Origin of the sequence: Micromonospora lacuserhaii (genome assembly GCF_036902735.1) — a bacterium.
In the GTDB taxonomy this organism is placed as follows: Bacteria; Actinomycetota; Actinomycetes; order Mycobacteriales; family Micromonosporaceae; genus Micromonospora.
On record NZ_JBAKHO010000008.1, the window covers coordinates 131,112 to 144,333 of the forward strand.

General features: G+C 74.7%; 14 protein-coding genes and 1 pseudogene. 5 read left to right on the forward strand and 10 right to left on the reverse strand.

The window, feature by feature from the left end; translation table 11 throughout:
• Nucleotides 1–6: 6 nt before the first annotated feature.
• Entirely contained in the window at nucleotides 7–1,266 is a 1,260-nt protein-coding gene (lgt, locus tag V6U81_RS08285) for a prolipoprotein diacylglyceryl transferase (RefSeq protein WP_334486215.1), read from the reverse strand.
• Nucleotides 1,267–1,368: 102 nt separating this feature from the next.
• Between lgt and V6U81_RS08290 the strand changes: the two genes are divergently transcribed.
• Nucleotides 1,369–1,968, forward strand: a complete 600-nt coding sequence (locus V6U81_RS08290) for an NUDIX hydrolase (protein WP_334486218.1) — start codon at nucleotides 1,369–1,371, stop codon at nucleotides 1,966–1,968.
• A gap of 360 nt (nucleotides 1,969–2,328) precedes the next feature.
• Here the strand turns inward: V6U81_RS08290 and trpA are convergent, their stop codons facing one another.
• From trpA to trpC, 3 genes are read right to left on the reverse strand one after another with little or no spacing between them, the layout of a single operon-like run.
• On the reverse strand, nucleotides 2,329–3,132 hold the full coding sequence (gene trpA, locus V6U81_RS08295; protein WP_334486220.1) for a tryptophan synthase subunit alpha: 804 nt from the start codon (nucleotides 3,130–3,132) through the stop codon (nucleotides 2,329–2,331).
• Nucleotides 3,133–3,135: 3 nt separating this feature from the next.
• Nucleotides 3,136–4,368 carry a tryptophan synthase subunit beta gene (gene trpB / locus V6U81_RS08300; protein WP_334486223.1) on the reverse strand — a complete coding sequence of 411 codons (1,233 nt, stop codon included), beginning with the start codon at nucleotides 4,366–4,368 and terminating at the stop codon, nucleotides 3,136–3,138.
• A gap of 38 nt (nucleotides 4,369–4,406) precedes the next feature.
• A complete protein-coding gene (gene trpC, locus V6U81_RS08305; protein WP_334486368.1) occupies nucleotides 4,407–5,210 on the reverse strand; it encodes an indole-3-glycerol phosphate synthase TrpC in 804 nt (267 codons plus the stop codon).
• Between the two features lie 496 nt (nucleotides 5,211–5,706).
• Between trpC and V6U81_RS08310 the strand changes: the two genes are divergently transcribed.
• The gene (locus tag V6U81_RS08310) at nucleotides 5,707–5,982 is read left to right on the forward strand and encodes a hypothetical protein (RefSeq protein ID WP_334486226.1); all 276 of its coding nucleotides are present in this window, start codon (nucleotides 5,707–5,709) and stop codon (nucleotides 5,980–5,982) included.
• Here the strand turns inward: V6U81_RS08310 and V6U81_RS08315 are convergent.
• From V6U81_RS08315 to V6U81_RS08340, 6 genes and pseudogenes are all read right to left on the reverse strand, one after another.
• Nucleotides 5,975–6,562, reverse strand: a complete 588-nt coding sequence (locus V6U81_RS08315; protein WP_334486228.1) for a Trp biosynthesis-associated membrane protein — start codon at nucleotides 6,560–6,562, stop codon at nucleotides 5,975–5,977. The genes V6U81_RS08310 and V6U81_RS08315 overlap by 8 nt on opposite strands.
• 55 nt (nucleotides 6,563–6,617) lie before the next feature.
• Entirely contained in the window at nucleotides 6,618–8,171 is a 1,554-nt protein-coding gene (locus tag V6U81_RS08320; protein ID WP_334486231.1) for an anthranilate synthase component I, read from the reverse strand.
• Nucleotides 8,168–8,587, reverse strand: a complete 420-nt coding sequence (gene hisI, locus V6U81_RS08325) for a phosphoribosyl-AMP cyclohydrolase (RefSeq protein ID WP_420883995.1) — start codon at nucleotides 8,585–8,587, stop codon at nucleotides 8,168–8,170. Before hisI ends, V6U81_RS08320 begins: the two co-directional genes overlap by 4 nt.
• 165 nt (nucleotides 8,588–8,752) lie before the next feature.
• A pseudogene (locus V6U81_RS08330) lies at nucleotides 8,753–9,274 on the reverse strand (phosphoribosyl-AMP cyclohydrolase); the annotation flags it as partial.
• Nucleotides 9,275–9,576: 302 nt separating this feature from the next.
• Nucleotides 9,577–10,581 carry an aldo/keto reductase gene (locus V6U81_RS08335; RefSeq protein ID WP_334486234.1) on the reverse strand — a complete coding sequence of 335 codons (1,005 nt, stop codon included), beginning with the start codon at nucleotides 10,579–10,581 and terminating at the stop codon, nucleotides 9,577–9,579.
• Entirely contained in the window at nucleotides 10,578–10,964 is a 387-nt protein-coding gene (locus tag V6U81_RS08340; protein WP_334486237.1) for a MerR family transcriptional regulator, read from the reverse strand. Before V6U81_RS08340 ends, V6U81_RS08335 begins: the two co-directional genes overlap by 4 nt.
• Before the next feature lie 109 nt (nucleotides 10,965–11,073).
• Between V6U81_RS08340 and V6U81_RS08345 the strand changes: the two genes are divergently transcribed.
• Genes V6U81_RS08345 through V6U81_RS08355 form a run of 3 tightly spaced genes read left to right on the forward strand, consistent with a single transcriptional unit; the run spans nucleotide 11,074 to nucleotide 13,180 of the window.
• Entirely contained in the window at nucleotides 11,074–11,820 is a 747-nt protein-coding gene (locus tag V6U81_RS08345) for an ABC transporter ATP-binding protein (RefSeq protein WP_334486240.1), read from the forward strand.
• Nucleotides 11,817–12,572, forward strand: coding sequence for an ABC transporter permease (locus tag V6U81_RS08350; protein WP_334486243.1), 756 nt, complete (start codon nucleotides 11,817–11,819; stop codon nucleotides 12,570–12,572). Before V6U81_RS08345 ends, V6U81_RS08350 begins: the two co-directional genes overlap by 4 nt.
• Nucleotides 12,572–13,180, forward strand: coding sequence for a TetR/AcrR family transcriptional regulator (locus V6U81_RS08355; RefSeq protein ID WP_334486246.1), 609 nt, complete (start codon nucleotides 12,572–12,574; stop codon nucleotides 13,178–13,180). The genes V6U81_RS08350 and V6U81_RS08355 overlap by 1 nt, the downstream gene beginning before the upstream one ends.
• Nucleotides 13,181–13,222 lie beyond the last annotated feature (42 nt).

Genomic DNA, 13,222 nt, shown 5'->3' on the forward strand with positions numbered 1-13,222 from the left:
GGCCGCTCAGCTGTCCCGGTCGGCGGGGCGGCCGCCGGCGGCGCCGGCCCGGTCGTCCCGCTCCGGCACGTCCGCGTTCCGGACGTCGTCCCCGTCGGCGCCGGCCGCCGGGTCGGCGTCGGTCGCCGAGTGGACGTCGGTCGCCCGATCGGCGTCGGTCGCCCGATCGGCGTCGGTCCCGGTCGGCTCGGTCGGCTCGTCACCGGTCGTCGTGGGCTCGTTGCCGGTCGAAACGGCGGCGGGTTCGTCGGGCACCGCTCCGGTCTCCCGGTACGCCCGGAACTGCTCCTCGTCGACCACCCGGTAGCCCTCGGGGGCCACCGCCCGCGGCCCGTCCCCGGTGTGGGAGAGGTCGACCTGGGAGACGTCGCCGCCGGTGGCCGGGGTCGGGGTGGCCGGCAGCCCGATCGGGACGAGGTACTCGCGCGGGCCCCGGACCCGCAGGAAGTAGATCAACGCGCCGAGGAAGACCAGGCCGGCCGTCCAGACGTTGAGCCGGACGCCGAGGATCCGGTTGGCCTCGTCGCTGCGCATCAGCTCGATCCAGAACCGGCCGGCGGTGTAGCCCATCACGTACAGCGCGAAGGCCCGGCCCCGGCCGAGCCGGAAGCGCCGGTCGGCGAGGAAGACCAGGGCGGCGACGCCGATGTTCCACAGCGCCTCGTAGGCGAAGGTCGGGTGGTAGAGGCCCGGCTCCAGGATGGGCTGGCCGGCGTCGTCGCGCAGCGCGTGCCCGGGGTTGTCCGGGTCCATCCGGTGGATCTCCAGGCCCCAGGGCAGCGTGGTCCGGCCGCCGTAGAGCTCGTTGTTGAACCAGTTGCCGAACCGGCCGATCGCCTGGGCCAGCGGCAGGCCGGGCGCGAGGGCGTCGGCGACCACGGTCAGCGGGATGGCGAGCTGCCGGGCGGCGATCCAGGCGCCGATCGCCCCACCGGCGACCGCGCCCCAGATGCCGAGGCCGCCCTCCCAGATGGCGAAGGCCTTCCAGGGGTCACCGCCGGTGCCGAAGTACTTCTCCGGCGAGGTGATCACGTGGTAGATCCGGGCGCCGATGATGCCGGTCGGCACCGCCCAGACGGCGATGTCGAGCACCGCGCCGGGGGCGACGCCGCGCTGGCGCAGTCGCCGCTCGGTGACCAGGCAGGCCACCACGATGCCGGCGATGATGCAGAGCGCGTACGCCCGGATCGGCACCGGCCCGAGCTGCCAGACCGCGGTGGTGGGACTCGGCAGCGCGGCCTGGGGAGTCATGGAGGCGAGGGTCACGGGTGCACAGGCTACCGTTGTCGACCGCTCTCGCGGCACCCCGGTCCGGCGCGGTTCGCGCGACGCATGACTTCCGGTGTCCCCCTCCGTACGCTCGTCGTCATGAGCACGCTCACCTGGGCGGTCGCTGCGGTCGTCACCGACGGGGCGGGCCGGGTGCTGCTCTGCCGGCGCGAGCCGGGCGGCCGGTGGGCGCTCCCCGGTGGCCGGCTGCGTCGCCCGGAGTGCCCGGTGGGCGCGATTGCCGACGCAATCCACGCCGAGACCGGGTGCCGGATCGAGGTCGCCGACCTGGTCGGGATCTACCACCTCACCGGGTCGGGCTGCGCGCGTCCCGGCGCCGGCGACCCGGGGTCGCCACCCGACGTGCTGGTGCACGTCTTCCGGGCCCGTCCCGGCGCGACGCCGGCCGGGGAGCCCCCGGAGGGCTGCCGGATCGCCTGGCACGACCCGGCGCGGCTGCCCGGTGCGGTGACGCCGGTGACCCGGGCGGCGGTCGCCGACGCGGCGGCCGGGCGCGCGGGAGTGCTCCGCGACCTCCGCCCCGACGGCGCCGGCGGGGCCGCTCCGGCCGCCGTCCCGGCGAGGCCAGGCACCGGTTCGGCGGAGACCACCGCCGGCGGGGCGGGCGCTCGAACCAGCGGCGGCGCGACCACCGCACCCACTCCGCGCGGCGCGCCCGCCGCTGGACGCGGCTCCTGACCCGGCGCCCGCTCCTGACCCGGCGTCACTCCTGACCCGGCGCGGCTCCTGGATCGGCGCGGCTCCTGGATCGGCGCGGCTCCTGGATCGGCGCGGCTCCTGGGTCAGCACGGCGGGGCGTCACGCACCGTGATACCTACCCCCCGCTCGTCTCTAGAAGCGGTATGACTCTGCGGCATATTTATGACGCTGAGTCATACCGCTCACGGCGAGAAGTGGCGGCCGGGGGCGACACGCCCGACAGTTGGGCACAGCCCCGACCGACCAGGTCCCCGGTCGCGCGACGCGACATCCCAGCTCGGCGCGGAGCCGTGCCGACGCAGCAGGGCCCGAGCGGGCGAACTGCAGAGCGGGGCGGGGTCAGCGGGCGGGGTTGCGCACGCCCTCGGCGAGTTCGGCGCTCAGCGTGCGCAGGGCGTACAGGCCGGCAGCGGAGTCCGGGGCGTCCAGCACGCAGCGGACCAGCGCGCTGCCGACGATCACGCCGTCGGCGTAGCCGGCCACGGTGGCGGCCTGGGCGCCGGTGCCGACGCCGAGCCCGACCCCGACGGGCAGCTCAGTGACCGCCCGCACCCGGTTGACCAGGATCGGGGCGGCGTTGGACGTCTGTGCCCGGGCGCCGGTGACCCCCATGATCGCGGTGGCGTAGACAAAGCCCCGGCAGTGCTCGACCGTCATCTTCAACCGGGCGTCGGTCGAGGAGGGCGAGACGAGGAACGTGCGGTCCAGCCCGTGGGCGTCCGAGGCGACCAACCAGTCGCCGGCCTCGTCCGGAATGAGGTCCGGGGTGATCAGACCGGTGCCGCCGGCGGCGGCCAGGTCGCGGGCGAACGCGTCCACCCCGTACTGCTCGATCGGGTTCCAGTAGGTCATGGTGACCACCGGCGCGCCGGTGGCCGCGACGGCCTCCACGATGCGCAGCGTGTCGGCGGTACGAACGCCTCCGGCCAGCGCGATGTCGCTGGCCTTCTGGATCACCGGGCCGTCCATCACCGGGTCGGAGTACGGGATCTCCACCTCGATGACGTCCACGCCCGCCTCCACCATGGCGGTCATCGCGGCGATGCTGCCCTCGACGGTCGGGAAGCCGGCCGGCATGCAGCCGACCAGCACGGCCCGACCGTCGGCGCGGGCCTTGTCGAAGGCCACCCCGATCCGGCTCATCAGTTACTCCTTGTCGAGGATGCCGAAGTACTCGCCGGCGGTGTGCACGTCCTTGTCGCCCCGGCCGGAGAGGTTGACCACGATGACCGGCTCCCGGCCCAGCTCGGCGGCGAGCGTCGGAGCGATCTTGATGGTGCCGGCGAGCGCGTGTGCGCTCTCGATCGCCGGGATGATTCCCTCGGTGCGGCAGAGCAGCTCGAACGCGGCCATCGCCTCGGCGTCGGTGACCGGCGAGTAGACGGCCCGGCCCGTGTCGTGCAGCCAGGCGTGCTCGGGGCCGACACCCGGGTAGTCCAGGCCGGCCGAGATCGAGTGCGACTCGATCGTCTGCCCGTCGGAGTTCTGCAGCACGTACGTGCGGGCGCCGTGCAGCACCCCGGAGGAGCCGCCGGTGATGCTCGCGGCGTGCCGATCGGTCTCCACCCCGTCGCCGCCGGCCTCGAAGCCGTACAGCCGGACGCCGGTGTCGGGCACGAACGCGTGGAAGATGCCCAGCGCGTTGGAGCCGCCGCCCACGCAGGCCGCGACCGCGTCCGGCAGCCCGCCGGTGAGGTCCAGGCACTGCTGGCGGGCCTCCTCGCCGATGCCCCGGACGAAGTCCCGGACCATCTCCGGGAACGGGTGCGGGCCGGCGGCCGTGCCGATCAGGTAGTGCGTGTCGTCGACGTTGGCCACCCAGTCGCGCATCGCCTCGTTCATCGCGTCCTTGAGGGTGCGCGAGCCGGCGGTGACCGGCACGACGGTGGCGCCGAGCATCCGCATCCGGGCCACGTTGAGCGCCTGCCGCTCGGTGTCGACCTCACCCATGTAGACCACGCACTCGAGGTCGAACAGGGCCGCGGCGGTGGCGGTGGCCACCCCGTGCTGGCCGGCGCCGGTCTCGGCGATCACCCGCTTCTTGCCCATCCGCCTGGTGAGCAGCGCCTGGCCGAGCACGTTGCGCACCTTGTGGGCGCCGGTGTGGTTCAGGTCCTCCCGCTTGAGGAGCACCCGCGCGCCCACCTTCGCGGAGAAGCGCTCGGCGGTGTAGAGCAGCGAGGGGGTGCCGGCGTAGTCGCGCAGCAGGGCGGCGAACTCGGCGAGGAAGCCCTCGTCGGTCATCGCCTTGCGGTACGCCGCGTCCAGCTCGTCGAGTGCGGCGACCAGCGCCTCCGGGACGAACCGGCCGCCGAAGGGGCCGAAGTGACCGGCGGCGTCGGGAACCTGGCCGGCCGGGGCCGACGGGGTGGCGCTCATCGCGGTGTCCTCTCGCAGCGAACGGCTGTCGGCGCGGGTCAGCGCACCGGCCGGGGCGTCGCCGGGTGGTTCCCGGCGTTGACCAGCTCGGCGACCGCCTCACGCGGGCTCTTCTGAGTCACCAGACCCTCGCCCACCAGGACGGCGTCGGCGCCGGCCGAGGCGTAGCGGATCAGGTCGTGCGGGCCGCGCACGCCGGACTCGGCGATCTTGACGACGCTGCTGGGCAGGCCGGGCGCGATCCGTTCGAACACCGAGCGGTCGACCTCCAGGGTACGCAGGTCACGGGCGTTGACCCCGATCACCTGCGCGCCGGCCTCCAGGGCCCGGTCGGCTTCCTCCTCGTCGTGCACCTCGACCAGCGCGGTCATGCCCAGCGACTCGATCCGCTCCAGGAGGCCGACCAGCGCGTTCTGCTCGAGCGCGGCGACGATCAGCAGCACCAGGTCGGCGCCGTGGGCACGGGCCTCGTGCACCTGGTAGCTGGAGACCACGAAGTCCTTGCGCAGCACCGGCACCTTGACCGCGGCCCGCACCGCGGCGAGGTCGTCGAGCGACCCGCCGAACCAGCGGCCCTCGGTCAGCACGCTGATCGCCCGCGCCCCACCGGAGGCGTACTGGCCGGCCAGGTCGGCCGGGTCGGCGATCTCGGCCAGCCGGCCCTTGGACGGCGAGGATCGCTTGACCTCGGCGATCACGGCCACCCCGGGCTTGCGCAGCGCGGCGTACGCGTCCAGCGGGGGCGGCGCGGCCGCGGCCAGCTCGCGGATCCGCTCCAGCGGAAGCTGCTCCTGCCGCCGCGCCACATCCTCGCGGACGCCGGCCAGGATCTCGTCCAGCACGCTTCCGGACGCTGCCGGACCGGCCTCGTTCGCCTCCGCGTGCCCATGCTCAGCAGTCACCAACGGACTCCCCTCTCCGGGTGTCATGGGCCGATGCTAGGTGGCGCCACCCGGCGACGGGTGCCGGGGGTATGGCGCTCCTCACGGAACGGGCTGTGGCATGATGCCCGACTTCCGGTGAACGCCACGTCACGCAGCGCCACCGCGCCCATCGACCGGCGTCACCCCCACCCGCTTCCGCACCTGCCCCGGGGCATCGACCGTCGGCCATAGACCATCAGATCACGTCCGGCCGCCGTCCGCAGCACGCGCCCCGACCCCTCGGGGCGGCTGTGACGAAGCTCAAGGAGGAACGGCCCTATGCAGGTCGTTCACCCCTGAGGGACAGTTGACCAGGCCGTCACCGGGGCGAAACGTGAGCCCGGCAGCATCGGTTCCGGGCAGACTCGATGACGCGCCTGTCCACCGTCGGAATCTCTTCGTGCGGGGTGACCCAATGACCACTGCGGGACCGAACCAGACCATCGGACTCACCACCATCTCCCGGACCGTCGCCTCACTGGCGGTCGGGATGGTGCACACGTTGGAACGCGCCGTGGTCGGCGAGGGTCGGGTCCGCACCGCCCGCGGCAACGCCTGGGAGGCGGTCTGCGCCGACCGGGCCCGGGCCGACCAGCGGGCCGAGCTGGACCGGCTCGTCGCCGAGCTGGCCGCCGCCCGCGCCGCCGCCCGGGACCGCCGCGAGCGGCGCGAGCGCCAGCCGGTCAGCTGACCGTCGGATCCTCACCCCGGTCCAGGGCGTCCCACGCCTCGCGGCTGCTTCGCCCCGCGACCGGGCCGTCCGTCGCCGGCTCCGGCCCGGAGCGGCCGGGCCGCTCGTAGCGGGCGCCCATCGCCGGCCATCCGCCGCCGCGCAACGCGGTGAGCAGCCCGCCGACGGCGGCCAAGACCCCGCCCACCAGGCACAGTGCCGGCCACTGCCGGCTCACCGAGCCGGCGAACCCGGCCAGCACGCCGTACCCGCCGCCGACGGCCACCGCCGCGCCCAGCAGGGCCAGCAGCACGCCCAGCGCCCGCCGGGTCAGGCCCCGGGTGGCCAGCACCGCCCCACCGCCGGCCAGCCCGACCAGGGCCAGCGCGGAGAGCCAGGGCAGCAGGTCCGCCCCGGTGCGCGCCTGCCGCGCCGCCGGCAGACCGCCCCGGGCGACGACCTCCACCGACCAGGTCCGGGTGGCCGCCCAGAAGGCCAGGCCCGCGCCGGCCAGGCAGAGCAGCACCGCGTACGTCAGCTCCCGCCGGCCCCGCGCGGACGGCGCGGCGGCGTCGGGCGCCGCCGCGTCCCCCGCGCTCACCGGGCCCGCCTCTCGTTCGCGACTGCGGGGCTCCGCTGCGCTGCACTCCTCGCGCTCACCGGGCCGGCCGGAGGGTCTCGGCGGCGGCGATCGCGGCGAGTACCGCGGCGGCCTTGTTCCGTGTCTCCTGGTCCTCGGCGGCAGGATCGGAATCGGCCACCACACCCGCCCCCGCCTGCACGTACGCCCGCCCGTCGCGGATCAGCGCGGTCCGGATCGCGATCGCCATGTCCAGGTCGCCGCCGAAGCCGAAATAGCCCACCGTGCCGCCGTAGAGCCCGCGCCGGACCGGCTCCAGCTCCTCGATGATCTCCATGGCCCGCACCTTCGGCGCGCCGGAGAGCGTGCCGGCGGGGAAGGTGGCGGCGAGCGCGTCGAAGGCGGTCCGGTCCGCACGCAGCGTGCCCACCACGGTCGAGACGATGTGCATCACGTGGCTGTACCGCTCGATGGTGGCGAACTCCGGGACCTCCACCGTGCCCGGCCGGCAGACCCGGCCCAGGTCGTTGCGGCCCAGGTCGACCAGCATCACGTGCTCGGCACGCTCCTTCGGGTCGGAGAGCAGCTCGGTGGCGAGCCGGGCGTCCGCCGCCCCGGTGGCGCCGCGCGGCCGGGTGCCCGCGATCGGGTGCAGCAGCGCCCGCCGCTCGCCGTCAGGGCCGGTGCTGACCTTCAGGTGCGCCTCCGGGGACGAGCCGACGATGTCGAACCCGTCGAAGCGCAGCAGGTACATGTACGGGCTCGGGTTGGTGGTGCGCAGCACCCGGTAGACGTCCAGCGGGTCGGCGTGGGTGTCCCGCTCGAAGCGCTGGGCGAGCACGATCTGGAAGCACTCGCCGGCCCGGATGGCCTCCTTGGCCGCCTCGACCGCCTTCGGGTAGCCGCCGTCCGGGGTGCGGCTGCGCACCTCCTCGACCGGGGGTCGGGCGACCGTGGAGATCATGGGCGGAATCGGTCGGGACAGCGCGGTGGTCATCGCGTCCAGCCGGCCCACCGCGTGGTGGTACGCGGCCGCCACCAGCAGCTCCCGGTCCGGTGCGTCGAGCGGCGGCAGCACCGCGTTGGCGACCAGGATCGCCGAGCCGTCGTAGTGGTCGAGGACCACCAGGTCGGTGGCGAGCATCATGCCCAGCTCCGGCACGCCGAGGTCGTCATCGGTCAGCGTGGGCAGCTTCTCGAAGCGCCGCACCAGGTCGTACCCGAGGTAGCCGACCATGCCGCCGGTCAGCGGCGGCATGTCGCTGGCCGGGTCCCAGACCGGGCCGGCGAGCGCGTCGACCGTCTCGCGGAGCACCCGGACCGGGTCGCCGGAGGCGGGCACGCCGACCGGCGGGGTGCCCGTCCAGACGGCGACGCCGTCCCGCTCCACCAGGGTGGCGCCGCTGCGGACGCCGATGAAGGAGTACCGCGACCAGGACATCCCGGCGGAGCCGACGCCCTGCTCGGCGGACTCCAGCAGGAAGGTGCCGGGGCCACCGGCGAGCTTGCGGTAGACCCCGACCGGGGTCTCCGCGTCGGCGAGCAGCCGGCGGGTCACCGGCACCACCCGCCAGCGGGTGGCCAGCTCGGTGAAGGTGCCCAGGTCGGGGCTGAGCGCGCCGTCGGTCATGAGTGCGCCCCCTCGGAGCTGACGAGCAGTTCGGTGAAGAAGCAGGTCCGGTGGCCCGTGTGACAGGCGGCGCCGACCTGGTCGACGCCGACCAGCAGCGCGTCGCCGTCGCAGTCCAGCGCCACCGAGCGGACGTACTGGTGGTGGCCGGAGGTGGCGCCCTTGACCCAGTACTCCTGCCGGCTGCGCGACCAGTAGGTCGCCCGGCCGGTGGTCAGGGTGCGGTGCAGGGCCTCGTCGTCCATCCAGGCGACCATCAGCACCTCGCCGGTGTCGTGCTGGCGCACCACGGCGGCGACCAGGCCGTCCGGGGTGCGGCGCAGCCGCTCGGCGATGGCCGGGTCGAGGCGGGACGGGCGGACCGCGCCGGCGGTGCCGCCGTCGCTCGGGGAAGGGTCAGCTACGGGCACAGTCACCCATTGTCCCGCACGCGGCGCGGGTACCTGCGGGGCGTCCCCGCCGCAGGCCGCCCGGCCCAACTGGGAGACGTACCGATCCAGCCGACCGTCGGCGAGCGCGGCAGCCAGATCCGCCCCGGCCACCTCGGCGACCGCGCCGGCGTACGGGCGGACCAGCGGGACGACCCCGGCGACCAGGCGAGCGGCGGCAGCGCCGACCTGGCCGGTGGAGCCGGGGCGCAGCCCGAGGCAGCGCAGCATGTCGTCGCGGTAGCCGGGCGGGGCGACCGGCAGGTCCAGCGCGGCGGCGAAGGCGGTCCGGCGGGAGTGCACCCGGACGCTCGGGTTGGCCAGCCGCAGCACCGACGGGCAGAGCCGGGCCAGGTCGGCGGCGGCCAGCCGGACGCCGAGCGGGTCGCCGACCGTACGGGCGCCGGCCACCTTGCCGAGCGTGGCGACCAGCTCCTCCAGCCGGGGCTGGTCGGCCGGTTGGCAGAGCACCGGCAGGTCGATCCGGGGCCGCCAGCGGGGGTCGGCCCAGAGCAGCCGGGCGGGCGCGGTGACCGGCAGCCCGAACGCCCAATCCGCCGGCTCGCCGAGCCGGTCGACCCAGGAACGGACGTCCCGGGCGGCGACCGACACGTGCACGATCCGCCCGTCCACCTCGGCGAGGTACGCCCGCCGGGCGTCGTACGGCCGGGTCATCTCGGCCCGGCCCCGCCCTGCCTGGTCGGGTGGGACGGGGCCGTCGGTGTCGTCGTCGGAGGTGTGATCGGCGGTTACCAGGACGTCCAGGTCGACGTCGCTGTGCGCGGTGGCGCCCTCGCGGGCGTGACTTCCGCGCAGCAGGATGCCGACGACGGGGCGCTCGGCGGCGGCCCGCAGCCGGGCGGTCCAGTCGTCGAGGAAGGCGCCGTCCGGCAACGGAGCGGGATCCACCGCGCCATCGTGCCGTACGCCCCATCGGGCCGCAATGCCCGATGACGGACGCCCTGTCCGATGCGGGGCTAGTGCCCGACGGTTCGCATTCCTGCCTCGGTATACCTTTCCCCGGCCACCGCCCCGGCCGGCACCGCGTCGCGGAGCCGGGCCTGCTGCTCCGGGCTGAGCCGGACGTCCGCTGCGGCGGCGTTCTCCTCCAGGTAGCGCACCCGCTTCGTGCCCGGGATCGGCAGGATGTCCTCGCCCTGGGCGAGCAGCCAGGCCAGCGCGGCCTGGGACGGGGTGCAGCCGATCTCCCCGGCCACCGCCCGGACCTCCTCGACCAGCCGGAGGTTGGCGTCGAGGTTCTCCTCGGCGAACCGCGGCACGGTCCGGCGCCAGTCGTTCTCGGCGAGCTGCTCGCGCCCGGTGATCGCCCCGGTGAGCAGCCCCCGCCCCACCGGCGAGTACGCCACCAGCGCCACCCCGAGCTCCCGGCAGGTGGCCAGCATCTCGGCCTCGACGTCCCGGCTGAACAGCGAGTACTCCATCTGGACGGCGGAGACCGGGTGCACGGCGTGCGCCGCGCGCAGGGTCGCCGGGCTGACCTCCGACAGGCCGATCAGCCGGACCTTGCCGGCGTCGACCAGCTCGGCCAGCGCGCCGACGGTCTCCTCGATCGGCGTCTCCGGGTTGCGCCGGTGCAGGTAGTACAGGTCGATGGTGTCCACCCCGAGCCGGCCCAGCGAGGCGTCGCAGGCCTCGCGGGCCCAGGCGGCGCTGCTGTCCACGAACGTGCCGGGGGTGCCGGCGCCGCCGAAACCCTCGCCGCGGGCCCGGTTGCCGAACTTGGTGGCGAGGAAGACCTCGTCGCGGCGGGCCCGCAGCACGGGGGCGAGCAGCCGCTCGTTGGCGCCTGAGCCGTACATGTCGGCGGTGTCCAGGTGGTTGACCCCCAGGTCGAGCGCGCGGTGCAGGGTCCGCGTCGACTCGGCGTCGTCGCCGGTGCCGTACGCGAAGCTCATGCCCATGCAGCCCAGCCCGATGGCCGAGACCTCGGGGCCCTTGACGCCCATCCGTCGGCGGATCATCGCCCCTCCTCGGCCTTGCGGTAGACGTCGATCTTGTAGTTGAGCACCTTGAGGTCCTCCTCGAGTTCGGCCATCCGGGCCAGCACCCGGGCCCGGTGCGCCTCGAACAGCCCCCGCCGCGCGCCGAGGGTCCGGTCGCCCTGGCGGGCCAGTTCGGCGTAGCGGCGCATGTCGCGTACCGGCATCCCGGTCCGGCGCAGCCGGGTGAGCAGGCGCAGCCACTCGACGTCGCCCTCGGTGTAGCGCCGCCGGCCGGCCGAGTCCCGCCCGACCGGGGCGACCAGCCCCTCCTGCTCGTACCAGCGCAGCGTGTAGGTGGTCAGGCCGACCTGGGCCGCCGCCTCGCCCACGGAGAGGCTCATCTCCTGCGTGCTGATGTCCACGCCTGCCAGGCTTCCAGTTCGAGTGCACTCGAAGTCAACCGTTGCGCCGACGTGGGTAACTCATCTACCGTTGAGTTCAACACTTGATGAGTTCTTTGGGAGGTGGGCGATGGACGACGCGGCGGTGGTGCGCGACCTGGTCGTCGATCGGGGCCGACGGCGGGTGCTGGACGGCATCAGCTGCGCGGTGCCGCGCGGCAGGGTCACCGGGCTGCTCGGGCCCAGCGGCAGCGGCAAGACCACCCTGATGCGCGCGCTGGTCGGGGTGCAGACGATCAGCTCGGGCACGGTCACCGTGCTGGGCCAGCCGGCCGGCACGGCCGCCCTGCGGCACCGGGTCGGCTACCTGACCCAGGCGCCCAGCGTCTACGCCGACCTGACGGTCCGGGAGAACGCCCGCTACTTCGCCGCCCTCCAGGGCCACGACGCGGCGGACGCCGACCGGGCGGTGACCGACGTCGGCCTGGCCGACGCCGCCACCCAACTGGTCGGCACCCTCTCCGGCGGCCAGCGCAGCCGCGCCTCGCTGGCCTGCGTCCTGGTCGGGGAGCCCGACCTGGTCATCCTCGACGAGCCCACCGTCGGGCAGGACCCGGTGCTCCGGGCCGACCTCTGGGCCCGGTTCCACGCCATGGCGGCCACCGGGACCACCCTGTTGGTGTCCAGCCACGTGATGGACGAGGCGGCCCGCTGCGACCGGCTGATGCTGATCCGGGAGGGCCGGCTCGTCGCCGACGACACCCCGGACGCGGTCCGGGCCGCTACCGGCGTGGACGATCTCGAGGAGGCGTTCCTGCGGTTGATCCGGGCGAGTGAGGCGGGCCGCGACGGCGCCGCCGGCGAGGAGAGGTCATGAACCCGCGCATCCTGGCCGCCACCACCGGGCGCATCCTGCGCCAGCTACGGCACGACAGGCGGACCGTGGCGCTGCTGGTCGTGGTGCCGACGGTGCTGCTCACCATCGTCTACTACATGTACGCCGACCAGCCCACCCCGCCCGGGCAGCCGTCCACCTTCGACCGGGTCGCGCTGATCATGCTCGGGTTCTTCCCGTTCATCATCATGTTCCTGGTGACCAGCATCGCGATGCTGCGCGAGCGCACCACCGGCACGCTGGAGCGGCTGCTCACCACCCCGCTGGCCAAGCTGGACCTGCTCTTCGGCTACGGCCTCGCGTTCGGGCTGGCCGGGGTGGTCCAGGCGACGGTCGCCGCCGCGGTGGCGTACTGGCTCTTCGGGCTGGAGACGGCGGGCAGCAGCGCGCTGGTCATCCTGATCGCGGCGGTGAACGCCGTGCTGGCCGTGGCGCTCGGGCTGTTCTGCAGCGCCTTCGCCCGCACCGAGTTCCAGGCGGTGCAGTTCATGCCGGTGGTGGTCGTCCCCCAACTGCTGCTCTGCGGGCTCTTCGTGCCGCGCGGGCAGATGGCGGGCTGGCTCCAGGCGATCAGCGACGTGTTCCCCCTGTCGTACGCGGTCGAGGCGCTCCAGGAGGTCGGCGCGCACGCCGACCCGACCGGCCTGATGTGGCGGGACGTGGCGATCGTGGCCGGCGCGGCGGTGACGGCCCTGGTGCTGGCGGCGGCGACCCTGCGCCGGCGCAGCGGGTGATGGCGCGGCGCACCGGCCGCCGGCCCGGCAACCCCGACACCCGGGAGGCGATCCTCACGGCGGCGCGCACCACGTTCGCCGAGCGCGGCTTCGACGCCGCCTCGATCCGGACGATCGCCGCCGCCGCCGGGGTGGACCCGGCCCTGGTGCACCACTACTTCGGCACCAAGGAGGAACTCTTCCGGGCCACCGTGTCGATCCCGATCGACCCGGCCGAGCTGCTACCGCGGGTGCTGGCCGGTGGCCGGGAGGAGGTTGGCGAGCGGCTGGTCCGCACCTTCCTGACCGTCTGGGACTCGCCGGTCGGCACCGCCGCAGTGGCCCTGCTCCGCTCGGCGGTGAGCAACCAGTGGACCGCCCGCCTGCTGCGCGAGTTCCTGGTCACCCAGATCCTGCGCCGGGTCCTCGACCAGCTCGACCTCGATCCGGCCGAGGTGCCGCTGCGCGGCGCGCTGGTGGCAACCCAGATCGCCGGCCTGGCCATGATGCGGTACGTGATCCGCCTCGAGCCGGTCGCCTCCGCCGACCCGGAGACCCTGGTCGCCATGATCGGCCCTACCGTGCAGCGCTATCTCACCGGCGACCTGCCTGACGGCCCACCCGGCTGAGGGCGGGCGGCGGCAGGTCCTCCCTGCCGCCGCCCGCTCGCG